This window comes from Thiocapsa bogorovii (assembly GCF_021228795.1).
Lineage (GTDB): Bacteria > Pseudomonadota > Gammaproteobacteria > Chromatiales > Chromatiaceae > Thiocapsa > Thiocapsa bogorovii.
The window spans coordinates 1,639,374-1,662,223 of sequence record NZ_CP089309.1; the positions used below are offsets into that span (position 1 = coordinate 1,639,374).

19 protein-coding genes are annotated in these 22,850 nt (G+C 66.1%); 9 read left to right on the top strand and 10 right to left on the bottom strand.

Going from position 1 to position 22,850, the window contains the following annotated elements; genetic code table 11:
* Window positions 1-23 precede the first annotated feature (23 nt).
* The 4 genes from purT to LT988_RS07445 all read right to left on the bottom strand — a co-directional run bounded on the left by purT (window position 24) and on the right by LT988_RS07445 (window position 5,215).
* Window positions 24-1,208, bottom strand: a complete 1,185-nt coding sequence (gene purT, locus LT988_RS07430) for a formate-dependent phosphoribosylglycinamide formyltransferase (protein ID WP_232409553.1) — start codon at window positions 1,206-1,208, stop codon at window positions 24-26.
* A 270-nt stretch (window positions 1,209-1,478) separates the two neighbouring features.
* Window positions 1,479-2,894, bottom strand: coding sequence for a GAF domain-containing protein (locus LT988_RS07435; protein ID WP_232409554.1), 1,416 nt, complete (start codon window positions 2,892-2,894; stop codon window positions 1,479-1,481).
* Window positions 2,891-3,415: a hypothetical protein gene (locus tag LT988_RS07440; protein ID WP_232409555.1), complete on the bottom strand. Its 525-nt coding sequence runs from the start codon at window positions 3,413-3,415 to the stop codon at window positions 2,891-2,893. Before LT988_RS07440 ends, LT988_RS07435 begins: the two co-directional genes overlap by 4 nt.
* A gap of 405 nt (window positions 3,416-3,820) precedes the next feature.
* Complete coding sequence (locus tag LT988_RS07445) at window positions 3,821-5,215, bottom strand: IS1380-like element ISTro1 family transposase (protein ID WP_232406659.1); 1,395 nt, start codon at window positions 5,213-5,215, stop codon at window positions 3,821-3,823.
* Between the two features lie 177 nt (window positions 5,216-5,392).
* Here LT988_RS07445 and LT988_RS07450 point away from each other — a divergent pair, with 177 nt between their 5' ends.
* Window positions 5,393-5,977, top strand: coding sequence for a hypothetical protein (locus LT988_RS07450; protein ID WP_232409556.1), 585 nt, complete (start codon window positions 5,393-5,395; stop codon window positions 5,975-5,977).
* Between the two features lie 185 nt (window positions 5,978-6,162).
* Here LT988_RS07450 and LT988_RS07455 read toward each other — a convergent pair whose 3' ends face one another.
* Entirely contained in the window at window positions 6,163-6,858 is a 696-nt protein-coding gene (locus LT988_RS07455) for an SOS response-associated peptidase (protein WP_232409557.1), read from the bottom strand.
* 456 nt (window positions 6,859-7,314) lie between these two features.
* Between LT988_RS07455 and LT988_RS07460 the strand changes: the two genes are divergently transcribed.
* The 3 genes from LT988_RS07460 to LT988_RS07470 all read left to right on the top strand — a co-directional run bounded on the left by LT988_RS07460 (window position 7,315) and on the right by LT988_RS07470 (window position 14,738).
* On the top strand, window positions 7,315-10,308 hold the full coding sequence (locus LT988_RS07460) for a hypothetical protein (protein ID WP_232409558.1): 2,994 nt from the start codon (window positions 7,315-7,317) through the stop codon (window positions 10,306-10,308).
* Between the two features lie 418 nt (window positions 10,309-10,726).
* Window positions 10,727-12,091 carry an NAD-dependent succinate-semialdehyde dehydrogenase gene (locus LT988_RS07465; protein ID WP_232409559.1) on the top strand — a complete coding sequence of 455 codons (1,365 nt, stop codon included), beginning with the start codon at window positions 10,727-10,729 and terminating at the stop codon, window positions 12,089-12,091.
* 289 nt (window positions 12,092-12,380) lie between these two features.
* Window positions 12,381-14,738 carry a penicillin acylase family protein gene (locus LT988_RS07470; protein WP_232409560.1) on the top strand — a complete coding sequence of 786 codons (2,358 nt, stop codon included), beginning with the start codon at window positions 12,381-12,383 and terminating at the stop codon, window positions 14,736-14,738.
* On the opposite strand, the gene LT988_RS07475 is transcribed toward LT988_RS07470, so the two are convergent.
* Window positions 14,735-15,175, bottom strand: coding sequence for a lipocalin family protein (locus LT988_RS07475; protein WP_408648052.1), 441 nt, complete (start codon window positions 15,173-15,175; stop codon window positions 14,735-14,737). The genes LT988_RS07470 and LT988_RS07475 overlap by 4 nt on opposite strands.
* A gap of 234 nt (window positions 15,176-15,409) precedes the next feature.
* On the opposite strand from LT988_RS07475, the gene LT988_RS07480 reads away from it, so the two are divergent.
* Both LT988_RS07480 and LT988_RS07485 read left to right on the top strand, forming a co-directional pair.
* Window positions 15,410-16,006, top strand: a complete 597-nt coding sequence (locus LT988_RS07480) for an SAM-dependent methyltransferase (protein ID WP_232409561.1) — start codon at window positions 15,410-15,412, stop codon at window positions 16,004-16,006.
* Window positions 16,007-16,046: 40 nt separating this feature from the next.
* Window positions 16,047-16,784 (top strand): DUF1186 domain-containing protein, encoded by a 738-nt coding sequence (locus tag LT988_RS07485; RefSeq protein ID WP_232409562.1) that lies wholly within the window; start codon window positions 16,047-16,049, stop codon window positions 16,782-16,784.
* A gap of 95 nt (window positions 16,785-16,879) precedes the next feature.
* Here the strand turns inward: LT988_RS07485 and LT988_RS07490 are convergent, their stop codons facing one another.
* The 3 genes from LT988_RS07490 to LT988_RS07500 form a co-directional block, all read right to left on the bottom strand.
* Window positions 16,880-18,481, bottom strand: coding sequence for an ATP-binding response regulator (locus tag LT988_RS07490; RefSeq protein ID WP_232409563.1), 1,602 nt, complete (start codon window positions 18,479-18,481; stop codon window positions 16,880-16,882).
* A gap of 372 nt (window positions 18,482-18,853) precedes the next feature.
* Window positions 18,854-19,612, bottom strand: coding sequence for an oxygen-insensitive NADPH nitroreductase (nfsA, locus tag LT988_RS07495; RefSeq protein ID WP_232409564.1), 759 nt, complete (start codon window positions 19,610-19,612; stop codon window positions 18,854-18,856).
* 328 nt (window positions 19,613-19,940) lie between these two features.
* Window positions 19,941-20,171 (bottom strand): hypothetical protein, encoded by a 231-nt coding sequence (locus LT988_RS07500; RefSeq protein ID WP_232409565.1) that lies wholly within the window; start codon window positions 20,169-20,171, stop codon window positions 19,941-19,943.
* 14 nt (window positions 20,172-20,185) lie between these two features.
* On the opposite strand from LT988_RS07500, the gene LT988_RS07505 reads away from it, so the two are divergent.
* From LT988_RS07505 to LT988_RS07515, 3 genes are all read left to right on the top strand, one after another.
* The gene (locus tag LT988_RS07505) at window positions 20,186-21,277 is read left to right on the top strand and encodes an alkene reductase (protein WP_232409566.1); all 1,092 of its coding nucleotides are present in this window, start codon (window positions 20,186-20,188) and stop codon (window positions 21,275-21,277) included.
* Between the two features lie 122 nt (window positions 21,278-21,399).
* Window positions 21,400-21,570 (top strand): hypothetical protein, encoded by a 171-nt coding sequence (locus LT988_RS25520; protein WP_408648053.1) that lies wholly within the window; start codon window positions 21,400-21,402, stop codon window positions 21,568-21,570.
* On the top strand, window positions 21,563-22,225 hold the full coding sequence (locus LT988_RS07515; RefSeq protein WP_232409567.1) for an O-methyltransferase: 663 nt from the start codon (window positions 21,563-21,565) through the stop codon (window positions 22,223-22,225). Before LT988_RS25520 ends, LT988_RS07515 begins: the two co-directional genes overlap by 8 nt.
* 84 nt (window positions 22,226-22,309) lie before the next feature.
* On the opposite strand, the gene LT988_RS07520 is transcribed toward LT988_RS07515, so the two are convergent.
* Window positions 22,310-22,474 carry a hypothetical protein gene (locus tag LT988_RS07520; protein ID WP_232409568.1) on the bottom strand — a complete coding sequence of 55 codons (165 nt, stop codon included), beginning with the start codon at window positions 22,472-22,474 and terminating at the stop codon, window positions 22,310-22,312.
* Window positions 22,475-22,850 lie beyond the last annotated feature (376 nt).

Here is a 22,850-nt window from a genome sequence, read left to right on the forward strand (position 1 = left end):
CCTGCTCCTCACACGCGACCCTCTTAAGCCAGATCGATCTCGACCGCCCGAGCCACACGCCCGGCCTTCTCCCGAGCCTCCTCCAGCGTCTCGCCCCGCGCCAGCGCAACACCGACGCGACGCTTGCCGTCAACCTCCGGCTTGCCGAACAGTCGCAGGGCCGTGTCCGGCTCCGCCAGTGCGCGATCCAGCCCGCCGAACCGCAAATCGCGCGACCGACCCTCCGCCAAGAGCGCCACCGATGCCGAAGGGCCGAGCTGTCTGATGTGCGGTACCGGCAGGTCCAGGATGGCGCGCACATGCAGGGCGAACTCAGAAAGATCCTGCGAGATCAGCGTCACCAGCCCGGTATCGTGCGGACGCGGCGAGACCTCGCTGAACCAGACCTCGTCGCCACGCACAAACAGCTCCACGCCGAAGATGCCGGTGCCGCCGAGCGCATCGGTCACAGCGCCGGCGATCTCCTGCGCACGAGCCAGCGCGGCGGCCGACATCGGGTGCGGCTGCCAGGATTCGCGGTAGTCGCCGTCCACCTGCAGATGGCCGATCGGGGCGCAGAAGCTGGTCCGGTCCCCGTGACGCAGTGTGAGCAAGGTGATCTCGTAGTCGAAGGCGACGAAACCCTCCACGATGACCCGACCCGAGCCGGTGCGCCCGCCCTGCTGCGAGTAATCCCAGGCGACCTGCACTTGGTCTGCACTGCGCACGGTGCTCTGACCCTTGCCCGAGGAACTCATCACCGGTTTGACCACGCAGGGCAGACCGATCGCCTCGATCGCGGCACGGTAGCCGGCTTCGTCATCGGCAAAGCGATAGGGCGATGTCGGTAGGCCCAGCTCTTCGGCGGCCAGCCGACGGATGCCCTCGCGGTTCATCGTCAGATGCGCGGCGCGCGCCGTGGGCACGACATGACGACCCGCAGCTTCAAGCTCCAGCAACGTCGCCGTCGCGATCGCCTCAATCTCGGGGACGATCAACGCCGGATCCTCCTCCGCCACCAGTGCCTTCAGCGCGTCGGCATCCAGCATGTCGACGACATGGCTGCGATGCGCGACCTGCATCGCCGGCGCGCCTGGGTAGCGATCGACGGCGATCACCTCCACCCCCAAGCGTTGCGCCTCGATCGCGACCTCCTTGCCGAGCTCGCCCGAGCCCAGCAACATCATGCGGGTAGCGCCCGGGGCGCCGGGTGTTCCGATCCTGGTCATGGCGGTACTCCGCAGTTGGTTTCGGCGGGATGATGCTAGATCCGGCAGTTGAAAGGCCGTCACCCGGCAGGTGAGGCGTCAGATCTCCAAGATCGTCAACCGCGTCAAACCCTGCATGGGGAACGAAGCGGGCAACTGCCGGATTTCGGATGATATACCGAGAGCACCTGGAGTTTTCTTTCGCATCGACGCATCGACTGGAACGCCGGGAGACGCCGGGCACCCACGGCAGGCGACCCCGCGATCGCTTTGTGCGTCGGGCGCCGCAGCCTAAGCGGGCACTTCGATGAGGCGCAGCGGCCGGGTCACGACCAGGCGAAAACGCCCGCGGCCGGTCTTCTCGATGGCCAGCAATGGACAGCGCTCGGCGAGCCTTCGCTGCAGCAGGATCAACCGCGCGTCCAGGTTGTCGGTGATCTCGGGCAGCCGCAACGACGCATCAAGGCGAAGCTCGCGGTTGGTGAAGTCCGCGCGCCCGGTCGCGGCGTGCTCCTGCAGGAGCTTCCAGCAGATCGCCCCGGCCACGCCCTTGATCAGGTATTCGTTGTCGACGAACAGGCTGTGGTCGTGGTGGAAGTGCCGAATCTGGATCGGCCCGCCCGTTGAACGGCCTGTCGACCCGACAGCGGACGCGACCGTGGATTGCGTCGCCGGCGGGGTTGCCAGGGCATGAGGACCGGCGGACGCCGGGACGGACACGGGGGGTAGCTCGCAGGCTTGGTCCGCGGCCCGCGCGAGCCCATCGATGCAGATGGCCAGATGGGACGCCAGGACCACGAAGGCGTCCTCGTCCTGATAGGTGAAGCGTTCCTCGACGGGACTCTCGACGTACAGCACACCGAGCAGGCGGTCGCCGTCGAGCAAGGGTACGGCCAACTGGCTGCCCGCATCCGCCAGCCCCGGGAACGGGATCTCGGTCTCCAGCACACCGCCGTCGGCACTGTCGGCAAAGTGCCGGCGAGTCGCATGGCTGTAGCGGTATTCCTGGACCACATAGCCGATGCGAATCGGGGTGCGGGCCCCGGCGGCGACGCCGACGATGCCCTCGCCGACCCGCACTTCGGAGCCGACACCCGATTCCGGATAGCCGCGGCTGGCGACCGTATAAAGGCGCCGCTGATCCGGGTCCAGCATCAGCACCATCGCGTGGTGGACATCCCAGTGCTGCGCAAGTCCGGCCAGCGTGACCTCCAGCAGTTGCGCCAGGTCGGTGCAGCGAGCCAAGGCCACGACACAGGCCCGTAATCCGGCCAGGAGATCTGCCGGAGGGGACGATTGCAGGAGCGCATCCCCGGGCATGGCCTCGACGCGCAGAACCCGAAACAGGTCCGCACCGAGGAGGCGGAACACCTTGCTCATCCCTGTGTGGGAGGCAATGGCGGCAAGCCGCGCCTTCATGTACTCGAACAGCGGCCCTTCGGTCTCAGTGCGCAAATACTCGAGGTGCAGGTGGTAGAGGGCGGCACTCGAGGGATCGATCACCTCCACCGTCGCCCGAGGCCGATGCAGCAGGTTCTCGCGGGTCTTGTTGAAGAACTGGTAGGACAGGGCGACGTGCCGGTCGTCGACGAAATGCACATGCGACAGCTTGGCCACATTCGGCGTGCCATCCGCGGCACAGGTGGCAATGGTCGCCGGCACGGCGCCTTCGAAACAGGCCCGCAGGGCGCTCAGCGGCACGGTCACGGCTGCGGCTCCAAGCGCCTGCCAGCCCGCGGCCCGGGCGTTTGGTCGAAGAGCAGGGTCGGGGAGAAGACCACGGACACCCCGTCCTCCTTGCTCGGGGCGACCAAGGCATGGGCGAAGGCTGCCGAATACCCCAGGGCGATGAGCTCGGCAGCAAAGGCGCTGCCGCTCGCGCGCATGCGCTGCCGATCGGTCGGTCCGAGCGGCTCGAGACGCGCGGCATGGGCCTTGAGTTGCAGGGTCTCGTGGGTCTTGGGGCGACTGAAGACCACCGCGATCGGTGCGCCGGCGGCCAGGTCACGCAGCAGGGCGTCGCCCGACCGCGTCGGCACAAATACGACGACCTCCCGGCGATCCTCGGCGACCCGACAACCGAAGGCGCGGGCGAGGGACGGCACGCCGGCGGCATCGTGTGACGCCGCACTGATGGAAACCGGGCCGAGCAAAAACAAGGCCTGGGCTTCATCGAGCAGCGGGCAATCGGAGAACGACGGAGCGGTCACCATCTGGGCCATCGACATGGGCCAGTCACCAAACGCGGCGGGGATCCCGGAATTCTACAAGCTTCGCGATGACTTGCCAGCGCCTGCCTCGCAACCCGTCGCCGGGGGATCTCCCAACCCCCCGGATCCTCGGGAGTCCGGGGGTTAAGGAACTTTTAGCAATTCGTTAGCGAAGACTTAGCCCGGATGTTTCATAAACCGACACAGCCGACACTGGCCTCGCGGATTTGCGCGGCGCTGGGCGTCACCGAGGGCGATGACCGGGACGCCGCGGGGGTTGAATGGTGGAAATACCGAGCGGCAACGGGCTTGATCAACGGGGCACGAGTAGTTTTGTCGCCGCGCAGGCGTACGATGCCCTGCCCGAGGTGGGCATAGTCGTCGTGCGCGTGCTGAAATCCCCGTGCGGGGATGTATGTGCGTCTAGGCGGGCGCCGCCCGGGGCTGCGCGTTGAAGAGCCTCTCGGTGACCTGCTGCAACAGCGTCTTGACCGGACAGCTCGAGGGCAGGTGCAGGCGCACGCGGTCTTTGTACTGCACCACGCGCACGGCGAGCTTGAACAGTTTGATGATCACGGTGGCAGGCTGGGCGTTGGCCAGTTCCGTGCCGACGAGGACCTCGGTGCGCAGCGTTTGGTGCAAGACGTAAGCGGCGCAGGAGAAGAACAAGCGCATCTGATTGGCCAAGAAGGTGCTGTCGGAAGTGCGATCGCTGGCCAGATCGTTCTTGATCATTTTGATGAAGTTCTCGTCCTGGCCGCGCGCGCAGTACAGATCGCGGTAGACGCACTCGGGACTGGGCAAGTCCAAGGAGGTGACGACGAAGCGGAGGTTGTCGCCGCGCGCCGTCACCTCGGCTTTGAGGATGGTCCGACACGCGCCGGGCCAGGAACCGGCACGGTAGTCAACCTCGTGGTAGGTGCGGGTCCGCTCGGGTACGTCGGCGTCGGCGCGCCGGGCGTTCTCGATGCGCAGCGCATGGAGCTTGCGGGCGTCGGCCAAGAACGGCTCGGCCCGTGGCGTGAGAGCCCGGTTACCCGCCAGGCCGAAGATGAAATCCGTCAACGGATCGGCCATCGCCAAGGCCATCAACTCGGGGTTGGAGAAGTGTCCGTCGCCGCGCAGGATGATGCGTGTGCGTGGCCACGCGGCCCGCAGCCGCTTGAGCACGCGCTTGAGGATCATCGCGTTCTCGGCGCCGGTGGGGCGCTTGCCGGGACGCAGCACCGCGGTGATGAACTTCCCCGAGAGGCCCTCGAAGAGAAACAGCGGCAAGTAGCAATGGTTGCCGTAGTGATGATTGTAGAACGCGAACTCCTGCTGGCCATGGGTGGCGTCTTCGGAGTGGTCCATATCGAGCACGATCACCTGCGGCGCCTTCGGGTAGCTGGCGATGAAGGCCTCGACGAAGGCCTGCGCCATGCGGTAGAGGTCGCGCGCGCCGACCCCATTCTCCAAACGCGAGAAGGTCGGCCCGCTGGCCAGGTCCGTCGTCGCATCCAGCGGCTTGCGCTCCAGCCCCAGCTTGAACAGCGCATCACGGCGCAGCGCATTGGCGTCGTTGCCGTCTTCGTAAGCACAGGCGATCTGGTAGACCCGTTGCGCGATCAGCTCACGCATCGGATGGGTGGTGTAGGACGGATGGCGCCAATCATCGATCGCTGCGCTCAACCGCTCGGTCAGGCCGATCTGCCGATCAACCCCGCGCAGAATCATGGGGCCAAAGTCAGACGACATGGCGCCGCCGTCGAAGTCGCCGCGGACCGTGAAACCGGCGACCGGGGGAAAACGCAGCTGTTCCGGGGTAGACTCGGGCATGGGCGACCTCGTTTAGCTTCTTCCGAAGCGTTCTTGGCGGAACAGCCATTTTATCAATGGGTTGAACGAGAGTCGCCCTTTTTTATGAAATATTCGGGTTAGCAACGCGCCGCGAGGCCGAGAACTAATTTTCTGCCTGTCCCTACTCCCCACCACTCAGCGCCGGAGATGATCCCAATGAAGGCTCGCAGCATCACCCTGTCCATCCTCGTCTTGTTTGCCCACGGGGTCGCAGCCGACCCGCCGGGCGTCCAAGCCGAGCCAGTCGCCGCTTCGACGGCGTCGTCCGTCGAGCCCGTCGCGAATGCGCTCCCCGATTTGGCCATGTCGGACGCGAAAGACCCGGCCCAAGTGATCGCACGCGGTCGCTACCTGGTCAGGGTGAGCGGCTGCAACGACTGCCATACGGAGGGTTACCTGCAAGGAAACGGCAAGGTCCCGACCGAGCAATGGCTCACCGGCAGCACGGTCGGCTTCCAGGGACCCTGGGGCACGACCTATGCGACCAACCTGCGGCTCCTCCTCGACGAGCTGACCGAGGCCGACTGGCTGGCGCGGGCGCGGGAGCCGAAACGTCCGCCGATGCCCTGGTTCAACCTGAGCGCGATGACGGACGCGGACCTGATCGCCATATACCGGTTCGCGAAATCGCTGGGGCCGGCCGGCGAGCCGGCGCCCGTCGCCGCGGCCCCCGGCGAGGCGGTTGCCACGCCCTACTTCGACTTCGTTCCGAAGACCGCATCCCGGGTCGCCACACGCTAAGTTCAACCCGCAGGAATCACATGGCCGCGGGCCCAGCCGAGGATGCCATCCTCGGCTGGGCCCGCGGCCATGTTCGACGCCAACGATCAGGATGCAGCACCCCTGAATGTCGACGATAGGGTGCTTCGTTCGGGCGAGTTCATCGCTGCGATGATCACATCGCATCCGAGGGCCGCGACAAACCTTCACTCCGTGGTGCTCGCATCCCCATCGGCCACCCCCGCAATCAACTCCTGCCCCTCGTTGCGGACATTCCCAACCGCTCGCGAGACCGGGTGCATGGTGAGCCGCTCCTCCGGACAGGGAATCAGCAGCTCCGAGAGCCGAGCCGGATCGGTCGCGGGGTCGAGCCAAACATCCACAACATCGGGCGCCAGGATCACCGGCATCCGGTCATGCAACGGTTGGAGGCGGGGATTGGCCTCGGTGGTCACGATGGTGAAACTGTCGATCACCTCTGCGTCCGCAGGGCGGGTCCAACGCTCCCAGAGACCGGCGAAGGCGAGGACCTTGCCGTCCGAGGCATGGACGAAGTAGGGCTGCTTGCCGTCCGGGCGCTTGGCCCACTCGTAAAAGCCGTCCGCGGGAACGATGCAGCGCCGCGCTCGGTAGGCCGCCCGAAATGCGGGCTTCTCGGCCAAGGTCTCGGCGCGGGCGTTGATGAGTCGGGCGGCGATCGTCTCGTCCTTGGCCCAACTCGGGAGCAGGCCCCAGCGAAGGGCCTGGAGGACCCGCTCCCCGCTCGGGCGCCGACGGATCACCGGCAGCCATTGCGTCGGAGCGGCATTGTAGCGCGGGGCGAGACCCTCGATCTCGAGGCTGGCACCGAAAAGGTCGGCGATGGCATCGGCGGGACTGTATTGGGCGTAGCGTCCACACATGGACGTGGCCTCCTCCGAATCGGTGTCGGGTGTCGGGTGTCGGGTGTCGGGTGTCGGGTGTCGGGTGTCGGGTTGATCGAACGCCGGCAAGGCCGCCCGAGTCAATTGCGATTCAGGATCGAATGTTCCTGATGCTTTACGACATGGGCTTGCACATCAGGTTCTGTGGGCCTGCATCGAGCCGATCAGGGCCTTGGCAAAAGGCGTAGCGATCGGCGTCCAAGGCGGCGAAAAGCGGGACCATCGGCGTTTACTCGGGCATCGGCGGGACCATGATGCGCCCTGCGGCGGTACGCCGCGAAGCCATCCAGTTGCGGTCGCCCGTCGACTCGGTGCAGTCTTTCCCGGGGGCTACCAGACCGAAAACGCACGACGTCCCGGCAAACTGTACACCGCAGGTCTTCCGCACCAACGTGCTCGGAGCCCTCGGCGCGATTGAGGGATCCTGAAACGGTGATGAACAAGCTCCTATCCCGATCGATTGGCGCGCTGCCGGTCCTGGCGGCACTTTACCTGGTTTGCTTCAATGTGACGCTGAACCTGCCGACGACGCGCGCCTTCCTGAACACGCTGCAGCCGGAGCAATTCCGGGTCACCTGGAAGCGCGCCTGGAGTCTCTATCCACTGCGCGTCGAACTGGACGGCGTCTCGGCCGACGGTCAGACACCCACCGAACAATGGCAGGTCGATGCCCGGCGCGCGGCGGCGTCGGTGTCGCTGCTGCCGCTGCTGAGGGGCGAGATCCGCGTACACGACCTGGACCTCGAAGACATCGACCTGCGCCTGCGGCCGCGCCCTCCCGCCGACGGCTCCCGAGACGCCCTGACCGAGTTCTTTCCCGTGATTCGAGACCGCGATCCCGATGCAGCCGCGGAGGCGGCGCCGGAAGACACGAGCGGAACACTGGTGCTGGAGATCGACGACATCCAGGTCCGGGGCGAGCACAGCTTCTGGGTGTCCCATATCCGCGGCAGCACACCCGGCGCGGTCCGCGGCAGCTTCCGCATGGAGACCGCTACCGGCCGGCTGGCCTTGGCCGGCGGTGCGCTTGACCTGACACTGACCTCATTGACGATCGGGCCGAAAGAGGCCGTCACCGATGCCGCCGCCATCGCGGGGACGATCGACATCCCGCCGTTCATCGTATCGGAGACCAATGGACTCGAAATGATGCGCGTGCCGGAATTGGATGCGCGGATCGACCTACCGGTTCAGAACCTGGATTTCCTGGCCCTGCTGATGCCGCTCCTGGACGAGATCGGCTTGAACGGCCGCGGGCGCCTGCGCGGCCGTCTCGTCTTGTCGGCCGGAGAGATCCTGGGCGGGACCGATCTCGTCGTCGAGGCACACGCGCTGGCGATGGACCTCGGACGTTACGACTTCAGCGGCGACGGCACGATCGAGCTGAAGGTGGATCCGCAAGACGAGGCGCAGGCGGACCTGCTGGTCCGCTTCGAGCAGGTCCTGGCCGAGCTCGAGGCCGACAGTGCCGCCGGGTCGGACGACGCGCAGGTGCTCTTCACGGGTCGCGGGCTGACCGCCCGACTTCATGCGGCGGAGGTCGATCCGACCACCACATCGACCGCAGAGCGGGTCCAAGATCTGGTCTCCGAGGTCGAATTAGGGTTCAAACTGGACATCCCGTCCATGGAGGCACCCGACCTCGCCGTCTACAGCCGCCTGTTCCCGGAGGACTGGGATCTGGCCTTGCTGGGCGGCACCGGCACGGTCGCCGGCGCTCTGGAGGCCTCGGGGGACCGGTTGTCATTGAACCTGGATCTTGCCTCCGAGGAAGCCGATCTGCGCTACAGGGACTATCAGGCCAACGCGGATCTGCTGCTTCGACTGCGGGCGCGAATCGACGACGGTTCGACAGCCAGCCTGCGGTTGGACGGCACCGAGCTGCGCATCGAGGATGCAAGGCTTGCCGTCAAGCATGGCGAAGGGAAGACACGACACCCGTCGGAGCGGCACCTGTCGTCCAAGCCTTGGCGAGCGCATATCAAGATCTCGGAGAGCGCCTTGCGGCTGCTCGTGTCCCCCGGACATGCCGATTCAGATCCAATCCCTGCCATCGCCGAAACGCTGCAGGACAAGGGCTTCGGGGCTGTGCTGGCCGGAGCCGACGGTCGCCTGTCGGCGGTCTTGAGCGTCTCCGAGCTGGACTGGATCGCCGAGCTGCTGGAGCGCCCCCTGGGCCTGAGCCTGGCCGGCACCGGCGAGCTCGACACCGAGATCGTCTTGACCAACGGCCGAGCCGAAAAGGGTACGACCCTGAACATGCCCCGCGAAAGGCTCTCGCTCGCCATCCTTGAGCATCGTGTGGACGGCATGGGGACGGCCAGCCTGCGCATGGAGCAGGGTGGCAAGCGGCCTCGGTTTCGGCTGGACCTTGCACTGGACGATGCGCGCTTGCGCCGGCGCGACGAGCCCGAGCCGAGCATCGGCGAGGTGCGCTTGGATGCCGAAATCGTGATGACCGACACCCTCGCCCACGGCGGCGACTCTGCGGACATCAACCTGACGCTCCATTCCGCGCGCGTTCGGGACATGAGCATCTACAACGCCTATCTGCCTCCGAGCACACCCCTATCGCTGGTCTCGGGCGGAGCGACCCTGGCGGGCGATCTGCGCTTCAGCCCGAATCGCGCCGAGGGACAGCTGCTTCTGGAGGGAGAGGACATTCGCGTGAAATGGGACCGGCAAGAGTTGTCGGGCGACTTGAGGGTCGATCTTTTGGTCCGCGACGGCGCCGCGAAGGATCTGCGCTTCGACATCACCGGCTCGTCGGTGATGCTCAAGGGCTTTCGGGTGGCCGGAGAGTCCGGCTCGACATCGGCACCGGATTGGCATGCCCGCCTCCAACTGGACGAGACACAGGTCCGTTGGCACAAGCCCATGCATCTGACCACCCAAGCCTATGTCACCGTCAAGAACACCCGGCCCTTCGTTGATCTGCTGGACAGCGTACGCGGCAAACACGAGTGGATCGACAACCTCCTGACCCTGGAGAATCTGGCCGGTCATCTGCGGCTGGCCGTTGACGCGGACAACGCAATCATCGAAGACGCCATGCTCGGCGCCTCGGAGCTCGGCATCCACGCCAAGGGGCGCTCCGCCCCTTCCGCTCGGGAGGCCATGTTGCTCCTGCGATGGCACAACCTCAGCGGCACCATGGAGCTGCAGAACGGGCAAAAACACTTCGATATCGTCGATGCACCTGCCCGTTTCGCCGCCTACAGGCCCGGCAAGACACCGCTGTCGGAGCTCGGCACGGAGCACACCGTGCCTAAGGAAACCTCCGGCACCCAACCGTCTTCGGGCGCCATGGCACACGACCGGACGCCCTTCGATGATGGCGACAGGGATGGGCCTGCGACCCGCACACCAAGAAGCAGGGACCATCGGCCAGGGTCGACGCAAAACCCTTTCCTGGACCATAGTCTGTGAGACGATCGCCATGGCGGCCGACGGTCATTGGTTGCTCTTCGTCGTACGGACCAGGCGTTCGATCCTCGTGCCGCCCGAACCGAGTGCGCCTCTCTTCATGGCGGTCGTCGGAAACCAGGCGGTCGCGGCCTCGATATGTGCGCCGACGGGAACGTCATCACCACACCCATCAGATTGAGCACCCAGACCCATGCGGCTTGCGAGGAATGCCGACATCGCCCCGACTACGGCCGTCAGCGACGCGAGCAGGACGGGCGGACTGGTCTGGATTCGGGTCGCCTCGGCGGACAGCGACCCCTAGAACCCCGACAGCTAAAACGGGATCGACCCCGTTCGGGGCCCACTCTGCGTCTTTGCGGTGAAAACCGGAATGGGTCCATTCTCGGACCCGACCGACCGAAACGGAGGAGACACCCCGATGCCACTTCAATCCATCAACCCCTGCAACGGCGAGGCCTTGGAGCAGATCGAGACGATCGACGAGACTGCGCTGGAGGCCGCGCTCGACGCGGCGGCGCGAGCCGCATCCTCTTGGGGCGCCCGGACCGTCGCCGAGCGCACACGCCTCCTTCACGAGGTCGCCGGGCTCTTACGAGCCAGAACCCCGGATCTGGCCCGGCGGATGACCTTGGAGATGGGCAAGCTGAGCGGCGAGGCCGAGGCCGAAATCGGCAAATGCGCGCTGGTTTGCGACTACTATGCCGAGAACGCCGAACAACTGCTCGCCGACGCGTCGACCGCCTCCGATGCATCGCGCAGCATGGTCGTCCATCAGCCGCTGGGGCCCGTACTCGCCGTAATGCCCTGGAACTTCCCCTTCTGGCAGGTATTTCGCTGCGCCGCACCCGCGCTCGCGGCCGGCAATCCGGTCCTGCTCAAGCATGCCTCGAATGTCCCGCGCTGCGCCCTGGAGATCGAACGACTCTTTGAAGACGCAGGCGCCCCGGACGGAGTCTTCAGCACGCTGCTGATCGACGCCCGCGGCGCGGAGGCTGTCGTCGCCGACCCGCGCGTGCGCGGCGTAAGCCTCACCGGCAGCGACGCGGCGGGCCGACGGGTCGCCTCCATCGCCGGCGAGAATCTGAAGCGGACGGTGCTCGAGCTCGGCGGGTCCGACGCCTTCGTCGTCTTGGAGGACGCCGACCTCGACGAGGCCGTCGCGACCGCCGTGCGCTCGCGTTTCATGAATGCCGGACAGAGCTGTATCGCGGCCAAGCGATTCATCGTCGTCGATGCGATCGCCGAGACGTTCCTCGCGCGTCTGCGTACCGCGATCGAGGCACTTGTTCCGGGCGATCCCCTGGACCCGAGGACCACCTTGGCACCGCTCGCGCGTGCGGACCTTCGCGACACGCTCCATGAGCAGGTGCTCGCCAGCCTCGACGCCGGGGCACGCTTGGTCGTCGGCGGACAACCCTTGGAACGCCCCGGCTGGTTCTACGCGGCGACCTTGCTCGATGCCGTCGGACCCGGCATGCCGGCCTACGACGACGAGCTGTTCGGTCCTGTGGCGGCGGTTCTGCGCGCGGCCAACGAAGGCGAAGCGCTCGAGATCGCCAACGACACCCGGTTCGGGCTCGGCGGCAGCGTCTGGACGCGCGACAGTGCGCGCGGCGAGCGTTTTGCACGCCGGATGGCGTGCGGTTGCGCCTTCGTCAACGGACTGGTCAAGAGCGACCCCCGCCTACCCTTTGGCGGGATCAAGGAGTCGGGTTACGGACGCGAGCTCGGCGTGCTCGGCATCCATGAGTTCGTCAACGCCAAGACATTGTGGGTCCGCTAGGAGCTGTCGGACCGGGACGCTCGTCGTCCCGTAGGATCAGCACAGCGGAGGGATCGCGTGGGGAAGCGGTTCGTGTGTCCAGCTCGCTATCCGCGCTGTTCAACGAGATCCGGCAGTGGACCACTGCGTGTTTCATGCAAGGCTTCGACGGCCTTGACGATCGCCTGCGCCCGAGGACTCGCCGGCCGGCGAGGCACCAGTGTCCGAAAGTTGATCGGCGCATCCCTGTGTCGCCCAGCAGCACCCGCAGTCAATTTGACTTTCCGTCAGGTCACCGACGCCGATAAATATGAAGATTCGGATCCTTCGCCTTCTGTTCGGCGTCGCTTCAGTCGGTCTAATCACGGGCATCGCTGCCTGGTGGCTGATTCGGGGCAGTCTGCCGGTGCTGAATGGCGAGCTTCCCGTAACCGGTCTGGGTCACCCCGCGACCATCGAACGCGATGAGCAGGGTGTTCCCACGATTCGCGCATCGACGCGACGCGACTTGGCTTTTGCGACGGGTTTCGTGCACGGGCAGGATCGTTTCTTCCAGATGGACATGATTCGCCGTCAGGCGGCCGGGGAGCTGTCGGAGATGTTCGGCGCGGCGGCTTTGCCGCTCGATAAGCGTTACCGCTTTCATCGATTCCGTGCGCGTGCTCAGGCCGCCTTGCAGACACTCACGCAGCCCGAGCGGGCCATACTCGACGCCTATGCCTCCGGCGTGAATGCGGGTCTCGGGAGTCTCTCGGTCCGTCCTTTCGAATACCTGTTGTTGCGTGAACAGCCGAAGGCATGGGGGACCGAGGAAACGCTGCTCGTCGTCTACGCGATGTTTATGCAGCTCAACGACGACAGGGCACGAGGCGACGTACAACGCGGGCTTGCGAAGTCTGTGCTTCCGACGAACGTCTATGCCTGGCTCTATCCAGCCGGCACGACCTGGGATGCCCCGATTGTCGGCGGACCGATCGAGCCCGTTCCGATCCCGGAGGCCGATGACGATGCGCTCCGCGGCGTCGAGCTCATCCCGAATCCGGCGACAGAGCAGGACAGCCCTGCGCTCGCAGGCAGCAACAACTGGGCGGTCGGCGGCGCGCTGACCGATCACGGTCGGGCGCTGGTCTCGAACGACATGCACTTGGGCCTCTCGGTCCCGAATATCTACTACCGGGCTCGCCTGATCACGACGGGCGAGGGCGAGCGAGACGTGACCGGGGTCTCTTTGCCCGGCACGCCGTTTGTTGTTGCCGGCAGCAACGGCCGCGTGGCGTGGGGATATACGAACAGCTACGGCGACTGGTCCGACGCGGTCGTGCTCAGGCCGGGCGCAGCGGCCGGTACCTATCGAACGCCGGACGGCGACGAGGCGTTTGTCGAGCATCGGGAATGGATCAACGTCAAACGGGCGGATCCTGTCGAGTACAGGATCCGGGAAACCCGATGGGGCCCCGTCGACGAAGGCAATCGATTTGCCGGCAGCGAAGTGGCGGTCCGCTGGCTGGCTCACAGTCCCCGCGCCCTCAACCTGAGTATTCTGGATCTGGAAACGGTTGCAGACCTTGAGGCTGGACTCGACGTCGCGAATACGATAGGCATGCCGCCGCAGAATTTTGTGGCGGGCGATGCGCACGGCAATATCGGCTGGACCATCGCCGGCCGGATCCCGGTGAAGAGCGGATACGACCCGATGGTTCCCGCCGACTGGAGCACTGGCGGAGGATGGACAGGATGGCTGGATGCAGCCGACTATCCGCGGGTCATCAACCCGGAGTCGCATCGGATTTGGACGGCGAACGCGCGCGTCCTAGACGGTGACGCGCTGCGGAAGATCGGAGATGGCGGCTACGACCTTGGGGCGCGGGCGAAGCAGATCAGGGACCGGCTCTTCGAGAAAGACCTCTTCACGCCGGAGGACATGTTGAAGATTCAGCGCGATCACGAGGCGCTGTTTCTCGGCCGCTGGAGAACATTGCTGCTTGAGGTTCTCGTCTCCGGCGGAAGCGAGATGGACGAGTATCGGTTACTGGTGGAGAACTGGATTCCCGCAGCGTCCGTCGATTCCGTCGGCTATCGGCTGGTGCGTGCGTTCCGGTTGCAGGTGCGGCAGAAGGTATTTGCTGCGCTGACCACTCCGGTGCGGGATGTCCATGGGGAGAATGTGGATCTGCTGATCAGTCACCAGTTCGAGGCGCCTTTGTGGTCCATTCTGACGGAGAAGCCACGGCATCTGCTGCCTGCTGATGTCGAGAGCTGGGACGCACTGATGCTCGCCGCGGTGCGCGAAAACATCGACAGCTTCGAAAAGCGCTTCGAGGGTGCTCTGTCTCAACGGACTTGGGGCGAGCTCAACACCGCGCGCATCGCCCACCCGATCAGTCAGGCCGTTCCTTGGCTGTCCGGATGGCTGGATATGCCACGCGAGGCCCTGCCGGGCGATGCGAACCTGCCGCTCGCACAGAGCCCGGATTTCGGTGCCGCGCAACGGTTTTCCGTTTCTCCCGGTGACGAGGCCAACGGTCTGATGCAGATGCCGACCGGCCAAAGCGGCCATCCGATGTCGCCTTTCTACCGACGCGGCCATGAAGACTGGGTTTCCGGTACCCCAAGCCCGTTCCTGCCCGGGCCGACGCGCCACCAACTGACGCTGAAACCTGCTCGTTAGGCGCTTATACCGCACCGCGCAGCGGATCGACCCGAGATCATCGCCCAGCGGTACTCGGGGTCGAGCGCGAAGACGTGATGGCCGCCGTAGAAGGGACCGAAGAAACTGACCTTCAGGCTGCCGACGTCCGGCGTGGACTGGAAATAGGCGAGGCCCTCGGCCGTCTTCCAGACGCCCTTGGCGGGGTCGTAACCCCGGTTCAGCACGGTAAGTCCCCCGTCGTCGCGCCGGCTGTAGGTCGCGGTCACCTGTTCCCTACCGCGCTCGAAACTGTGGTCCAGACGGGCGATCTCATGCCAGGTGCCGCGGTAGCGCTCGGCGTCGAAGCCCCGCACCGGCTCGATGCCCTCCGGCACGCCGGTGCAGCCGCCGGCCAGCAGGATCGGGAGCAGGAGCAGGAGGAGGAAGACCGGACGCAGTGACCGACGAGGATTCATCGAGGGTGTCGAGTGGAGTGGATTTCGGCGTCGTGGGCCCGTTCTTCGAGCGACATGGCCTGCTCGGACGGTCCTCCCTTTAAGATGCCCAATGGCACACAGTGCGTGTCGACACGCCAGCCGAGTTCCTGAAGGTTGCACTATGAGACGCCAACCCGACCGCTTGCGCTCGCGCGCGTGGATCGCAGATCCTTTGCCGGCTCGAGCAGACACCGCAATAGGAGCAACACGCCGATGTGGGACAACCGCTACGCCGAGGACGACTATGCCTACGGCACCGCGCCGAACGACTTTCTGGTCGAGCAGGCGGATCGGCTGCCGGAAGGGCCGGTCCTGTGCTTGGCCGAAGGCGAGGGACGCAACGCGGTCTGGTTGGCCGCGCGCGGCCACGCGGTGACCGCGATGGACGCCTCCGCCGTCGGGCTGGAGAAGGCCCAGCGTCTGGCCGCCGAGCGCGGGGTGCGGATCGAGACGCGCTGCAGCGATCTCGCACACTTCGAGATCGCGCCAGAGGCTTGGTCGGGCATCGTCTCGATCTTCGCGCATGTGCCGCCGGACCTGCGCCGCATGGTGCACCGGCGCGTCGTGGAAGGGCTGCGACCGGGCGGCATCCTGATCCTGGAGGCCTACACCCCGCAGCAGCTTCGCTTCGGCACCGGCGGTCCGCCCGTGGCCGAACTCACCATGGATCTCGCCTCGCTGGAAGACGAGCTTGACGGCCTGGTGTTCGAGGTCGCGCGGGAGCGCGAGCGCGAGGTGTTCGAAGGGCGCTACCATCAGGGACGTGGTCATGTCGTTCAGATGGTGGGGCGCAAGCCGGCTGGCGCCTGATCGAACCGGCAGGACGCCCGGCCGCGACAACACTCGGGCGATGCCCCTCGGCGCTTCGGCCACGCGAACCGACGGCGCCATGCTGCACATGTACGCGATGTACCTGCTGGCGCAGTTTCGAGAGCGGGCCGCCTACCCGATGCTGGTGAAGCTATTCTCCGTGCCCGGCGAGGTGTGTTTCGACCTGACCGGTAATCTGGTGACCGAGGATCTGGATCGCATCCTGGCGGCGGTGTGCGGTGAGGATGTGGATCCGATCAAAGGGATGATCGAGAACCGCGACGTGAACGAATACGTGCGCAGCGCCTGTCTGCGGGTGTTGGTCATGCTCGTCGCCCGGCGGGAACTGGAGCGCGCGTCTGTCGTGGCCTATTTCCGCAGCTTGTTCAACGGCAAGCTGGAGCCCGAGGCGGACTTCCTTTGGACCTCTCTCGTCAGCGCCTGGTGCGATCTGTATCCCGAGGAGCTGCTGCCCGACATCGAGCGCGCCTTCGACGCGGGGTTGGTGGATACGAGCTTCGTCGGAAGGGAATCTGTCGCGCGGCTGATGTCGGAAGGCATAGAGCAGGCGCTGCGAAGCGGCGACAGAAAAGGCCCGATCGAGGATACCGTGTCCGAGATGAGCTGGTGGGCCTGCTTCAGGGAAGATGACCGCAAGGCGGCGCATGAGGCCCCGAGGATCGCGCACGGAGCCGGGGTCAGGGCGGTCAAGGTCGGGCGTAACGAACCCTGTCCCTGCGGCAGCGGAAAGAAGTTCAAGAAGTGCTGCGGGCGTTGAGGCTCGGGGCGCGTATCGGTGTTTGCCATTGCCGTTAGGTGATGAAACCACTATGAAACAGATCCACGGACTCGCTCCCCGCCGATAGCTTCGGTTCAATCCGTGTCGGGCGGAGGCGCTCCGCCGTCGGGAGCAACACCGAGCCACGGTTGCAGCGCATCGAACAACGCCGTGCGACCCGCCGGCTTCAGAAGTACCGCATCTTGCCCCGCGCAGGGCGCGCGTCCCTCGGCGGATCCTACACCGACGAATCCGACGATCGGCAGATGGCGGGCGTCGCCGAGCCGTTGCGTACGGATGCGCCCGGTGACCGTACAGCCATCCATGTCCGGGAGCGTGTCGTCCATCAACACGGCATCGATGCCCCCATCGGCGCACCGAGCGATGGCCTCGGCACCGCCGGCGACACACTCGCACGACGCCCCATAGCGCTGCAGCATCCCGGTGAGGACCTTTTGGTTGACCGGGTTGTCCTCGACCACCAGCACATGGCCCGACAACCGCTGCTCTGAGACGGACCGTCCGTCCGGCCGATCCGTCGGCGCCGGCACGGCATCGGCAGGCACCCGGATCGCGAAGCGGCAACCGTCGTCGATGGCCTCAAGGTCGAGGCTGCCGCCGAGACAGTCGAGGAGCCGCCGGCACAGGTAGAGGCCAATCGTGCCGCCGGTGAAGGCGGCCGCCACCAGCCCCTCCGGTGTCGGCGGCCGTGCGAGCTGCTCCGCGAGAGCCTGCAGGTCCGCCCCGCCCGTCGCCACGACCTCGAACACCGGCCGGGGCGGTCCCGCGGGCAGCTCCTCGACCGCTGGCGCGAGCACCACTTCGGCGCCGGACGCGGTTCCGGACCAGAACCCCGATGCGCTCAGGCAGATCTCCCTCAACACCATGCACAAGCGCCACCGGTCCAGCGCAAACCACTGCTCCGCTGCAGGCGACTTGCGCGACCGCAACACGCCGCCACGGCGCTCCGCCGCGGGTTCCAGCCACGCGACCACCTCCTCGACCAGCCGCGCGGGGGAGACCGGCTCGAGCCAGGGCTCGACACGCTCGAGCCGCAGTCGTGTGCCGTCGTACAGGGCATCGAAGGCCCCCAGCGCTTCTCGGATGGCCGCGCTGCCCGTTCTCAGGAGCTTGCGCCGCTCCTCGGCGTCGTCGAACTCCGGGTCCTCCAGCAGATCCAGGAGACCAAAGAGGCTGTCGAGTCGAACACGTTGCTCCCTCGCCAGCGCGCTCAGCATTCGCCAGGTGGCATCGTCCTGCAGCGCGTCGATGGGCCCGTGCTCCGCCGGGGTCAGGGCATCTGTCGAGCCGGCCTCCGCTTTGCTTCGCCGGTCCTCGACATGCCGCACGCGCAACCCTCTGGCGTCCTGCTCCCGCTTGGCGCGCCCGAACAACCCCACCGCCACCGCTCGGGCGTCCGCGTCGATCTCCTGCGGAAACACCAAAGTCACGATATCCGGATGGTGGCTGCCGACCACCCACCCACGACCGCCATCAAGCTCCAACACGCTGAACTCGGCCGCGACGGATCCGGCGAGCACCGGTCCGCACGCGCGGAGCAACGCCTTCGCTTCGGCCGCCGGGTCGGCCGCCGGCTGTCTCAGCAGGACGCACGTCCCCTGCTCGAACAACACCCATAGGGTTTCGGGATCCGCGATGACGCGCCTATAGGTGTCGATCCGCTCGAGATCATCCATTCACTAGCCCTCCGCCACCGAAGACCATGACCCTGCCGCCGCCGCGCGGCTACGCTGCATCGTCGCCTGTTCGGCAACCGGCGTTTCAGCGCGCCAGCGGGCCGAGTATCCGAAAGTCGTACCATGAGCACCTTAGGGATCCGTCTCCCCGACAATCGCACCCTTCGGGAGCCCCCCAAAGGCGCCAGGGCAGCGTTACAGCCCTTGGAAATAGCACCCACTGTTCCCCGCGGTCTGTGCCCTGCCCTGACGCCTTTGGGGGGCCCTGAGCATGCAAAATAAGGTGGAACGAGGTACTAGCCGGACAGCCACGACGTGGGATTTCTGCTGGGCACCGCGGTCTGTCGCCGGCTGCCGAGTCCCCGTTGCGGCTCAGCAGCGGAAGAACCCCCGTCCGCGCAGAAAATCGAGCATGTGCTTGCGCTTCTTGCCCTGCACGGCATTGGCGGTGGCGGCGGACCAGTCGTCCAGCCGGGCGTTGCCGACGCGGCTGCGATAGTAAGCAGCCATCGTGGCGTCGTAGGCGCCGATCTGGGCCGGGTCCGGGTCCCGATAGCGGTCCTGGTGCAGGATCAGCTCCACCGGCATGCGCGGCTTGACCGCCTGCCCCTCGGCCTGCTCGCTCGGCCAGCCCAAGCATAGCCCGAACAGCGGCAGCACCCTCTCAGGCAGCGCCAGCGCCGACACGACTACGTCCGGCTCGTTGCGGATGCCCCCGATGAAGACGCCGCCGAGCCCGACGGACTCCGCCGCCAGCATCAGGTTCTGCGCGAACAGCGCGCAGTCGACAATGGCGGCGAGCGAATGCTCGGCCCAGCCCGCCAGCTCGCCGCGACCCTGTGCCCGGCAGGCGTGATCGATGCGGCGCAGATCCGCGCAGCAGATCAGGAACACTGGTGCCTGCTCCACCCAACGCTGACCACCGGCGGCCTTGGCGATACGCGCCCGCGCCTCGGCCCGGTGGACGCGCACCAGCGAATAGGCCTGGATGAAGCTCGACGAGGCGGCGCCCTGGGCGGATGCGATCAGCCGCACCAGCAGGGCATCGTCCACCGGCTCGTCGGTGTAGTCGCGCACGGAGCGATGGGCGCGTTGCAGGTCGATGACGGCTGAGGTGGGTTGTTTGGTCATGGCGGTTGTCCTGCCCCTAATGTCGTATTTCCAGGCAATTGCTTGCCCGATGCGGGGTTGTCCGAAAACCCAGTCCGGGTAGGACGCACGGTCTCTCGGCAGGTTGTGGGTTCGACCACGCGCTGACGCACCGGCGTCGGCGCATGGGCGACCAGTCTACGCCAGGATGGGTCGATCGCCAGCGAGGCGTTGCTTGAGACCGACGAGCATGTGCCGCGCAGCAGCAAGGATTAAGCCGGCTGCGCACTGGAAGCGCCGACTTTCCAGTCCGGCGAGGCAGTGACTCCCTCACCGGGACGCCGGATCGGGCGGAGTCGGCCAAAAGTGTTCATTGCACCTCACTTGGCTGTTCCGGCAAGCCTTGCAAGCAATTGACTCCGCGACAGGCGATCCGCTCGGTGGTCTTGCGCTCGGTGCCGATCCGCTCCACCCTCGCCGGCATGTCGAGTCGATCGCGCCGAGGCTCGGCGGAAAGACCTCGATAGCGTCGGCTCTTGCGCAGCGCGGCCTGCAGGCCGTCTCCGCAGTCCGTGAGCCGAACCGTTTTAATCAACAGCACCCCGGGGAACCACGATGCCTTCACTGTTCGACCCGATCCAGATGGGCGATCTCGCCCTGCCCAACCGCATCGTCATGGCACCGCTGACGCGCAACCGAGCCGTCGGTCTGAAGCCAAGCGAGTTGACGGTCACCTACTACCGGCAGCGCGCAACCGCCGGTCTGATCATCACCGAAGCGACCCAAATCAGCCCCATGGGCCAGGGCTATCTGGATACTCCCGGCATCTACAGCGCCGAGCAGGTGGCCGCCTGGCGCAAGGTCACGGATGCGGTGCACGCTGCGGGCGGTTTGATCTTCATGCAACTCTGGCACGTCGGTCGCATCTCACACACTTCCCTGTTGCCGGACGGCGAGGTACCCGTCTCGTCGACGAACCGCCGGCCCAATGCCATGACGTTTGCGCCCGAGGGATTCGTCGAGGTCTCTCAACCTCGCGCGCTGCGCGACGAGGAGATCCCCGGGCTGATCCAGGACTACCGTCGCGCCGCCAACCACGCACTCGCCGCCGGATTCGACGGGGTCGAAGTCCACGCCGCCAACAACTACCTGCTCGAACAGTTCCTGCGAGACAGCGTCAACGACCGCGCAGCCCCCTATGGCGGCAGCATCCCCAACCGAGTGCGTCTCGTCGTCGACGTCATGAAGGCCGTGGCCGACGAAGTCGGCGCCGGGCGCACCGGTATCCGCCTCAGCCCGATGACCACGTTCAACGACACCCCGCGCGACAGCGATCCACAAGCGCTTTACAGCCATCTCGTCGATCAACTGGCCCCGCTCGGACTGGCCTATTTGCATGTCATCCATGGTGAAACCGGCGGACCGCGCGAACCCGAGGACGCCGAGCGCCCGTTCGACTACGATGCCCTGCACGAGCGATTCAAGGGCTGCTGGATGATCAACAACGGCTACGGGAAGGACGACGCGGAACAGGCCCTCGCGGAGGGTAGGGCCGACCTCGTGGCCTTCGGCCGCCCCTTCATCAGCAACCCCGACCTCGTTCGCCGATTGCGCGAGAATGCACCGCTCAATGCGCTGCAGGAAGACACGCTCTACGGGGGCGGCGCGGAGGGCTATACGGACTACCCCGGGTTGAGCGATCTTTAGTCACTGCGCGAGAGACCGGCGACCGCAACGATTGTGCTCGCTCTTCAAACGCCGGGTCGGGGATCGGCTCGATCGTCGCCGATGTGCCGCCGGACCTGCGCCGTACGGTGCACCGGCGCGTGATGAATGGGCTGCGTCCGGGCGGCGTCCCGATCCTGGAAGCCTTCACGCCCGAGCGGTTGCGCCGCGGCACAGGCAGTCCCCCGGTCGCGGCGCTCGATACGCAGGCTCGGGGTAAGACGATTCACCAGCCGGAATACATCCCGTGCAAGCAGGAAGAAACGCATGAGTAATCGAACGATCCCCATCGACGAGCGGCTTCACAGGTATCTGCTCGAGCACTCCCTGCGCGAGAGCGATGTCAAACGGCGCCTGCGCGAGGTCACGGCCTCCTTGGAGTGGAGCGGCATGCAGATCGCCCCGGAGCAGGGTCAGTTGATGGCCCTGCTGGTGGAGCTGATCGGTGCTCGGCGCATCATCGAGATCGGAACCTTCACCGGCTACAGCGCGCTGTGCATGGCCGAGGCCATGCCGGCCGACGGTACGCTGATCTGCTGCGACCTCAGTCAGGAGTGGACCGGAATCGCCCGAGACTTCTGGCGCGAGGCCGGGGTCGCGGAGCGCATCGGCCTGCGTCTGGCACCGGCGCTGGAGACCCTCGATGCCTTGCTGGCGCAGGGCCAAGAAGGGCAGTTCGACATGGCCTTCATCGACGCCGACAAGACCAATTACACCCGGTACCTCGATCGGTGTCTGACGCTGGTGCGGTCCGGTGGTCTCATCCTGTTCGACAACACGCTCTGGGACGGCCGCGTGGCCGATCCCGATGACCAGGACGAGGATACCCGGGCGATTCGCGCGCTCAATGATCGCCTGTTGGGAGATCAGCGCGTGACTCTCAGTCTGGTGCCGATCGGCGATGGGCTGACGCTGGTGCGCAAACGCTGATCTCCGCGCGAGGTCAAGCCCGATGGAGTGCTGCCTTCACGGAAGGCCGAGAAGCGTAACACGCCCTGCTGAGCTCGGGTCCGCCTAGCGGGAAACCCCGCGATAGAGCTGTTCCACCCAGTCTCTGAACCAAGCCGGACGCGCGAGCAGAATGTAAGCAAGCAGCACCGACGCAAGCGGGACCGCGAAGGCCGCGGTGTCCACGACGACGAACAACAGGGCCAGAATAAAACGGTGGGCGAGACTCATGACGACCTCGGCGTTGGCAATAGTCACGACGCGAACGGGATTCGGGGCAGCTGCGTTCGGTGGCGTCGCCTCGGTGAACGCAGTCGGCGAGCGGATTCTCATTCGGAGCCTGACAACTCCGCCCATTCCAATGCGCGGTCTCCGGACGGCTGCCCCGACGGGGTGAGCGGAAATGGCCGTTATGAATCAGGCGTTGCGGACGGTCGACCGAAGGCGTCTGGGGTTCTTGAGCCCCTTGCTTTACAGGTCCGGAAACGACGAGCAGGTCCGCAGCCAGGTTTACCGCGACGTCACCTACGGTGATCACGATACCACTTGGCAGGTCTTTCCCTGGGGAAGCACGCCCCCGAGCTTCAGTGCCGAGGCGAAACCCGGC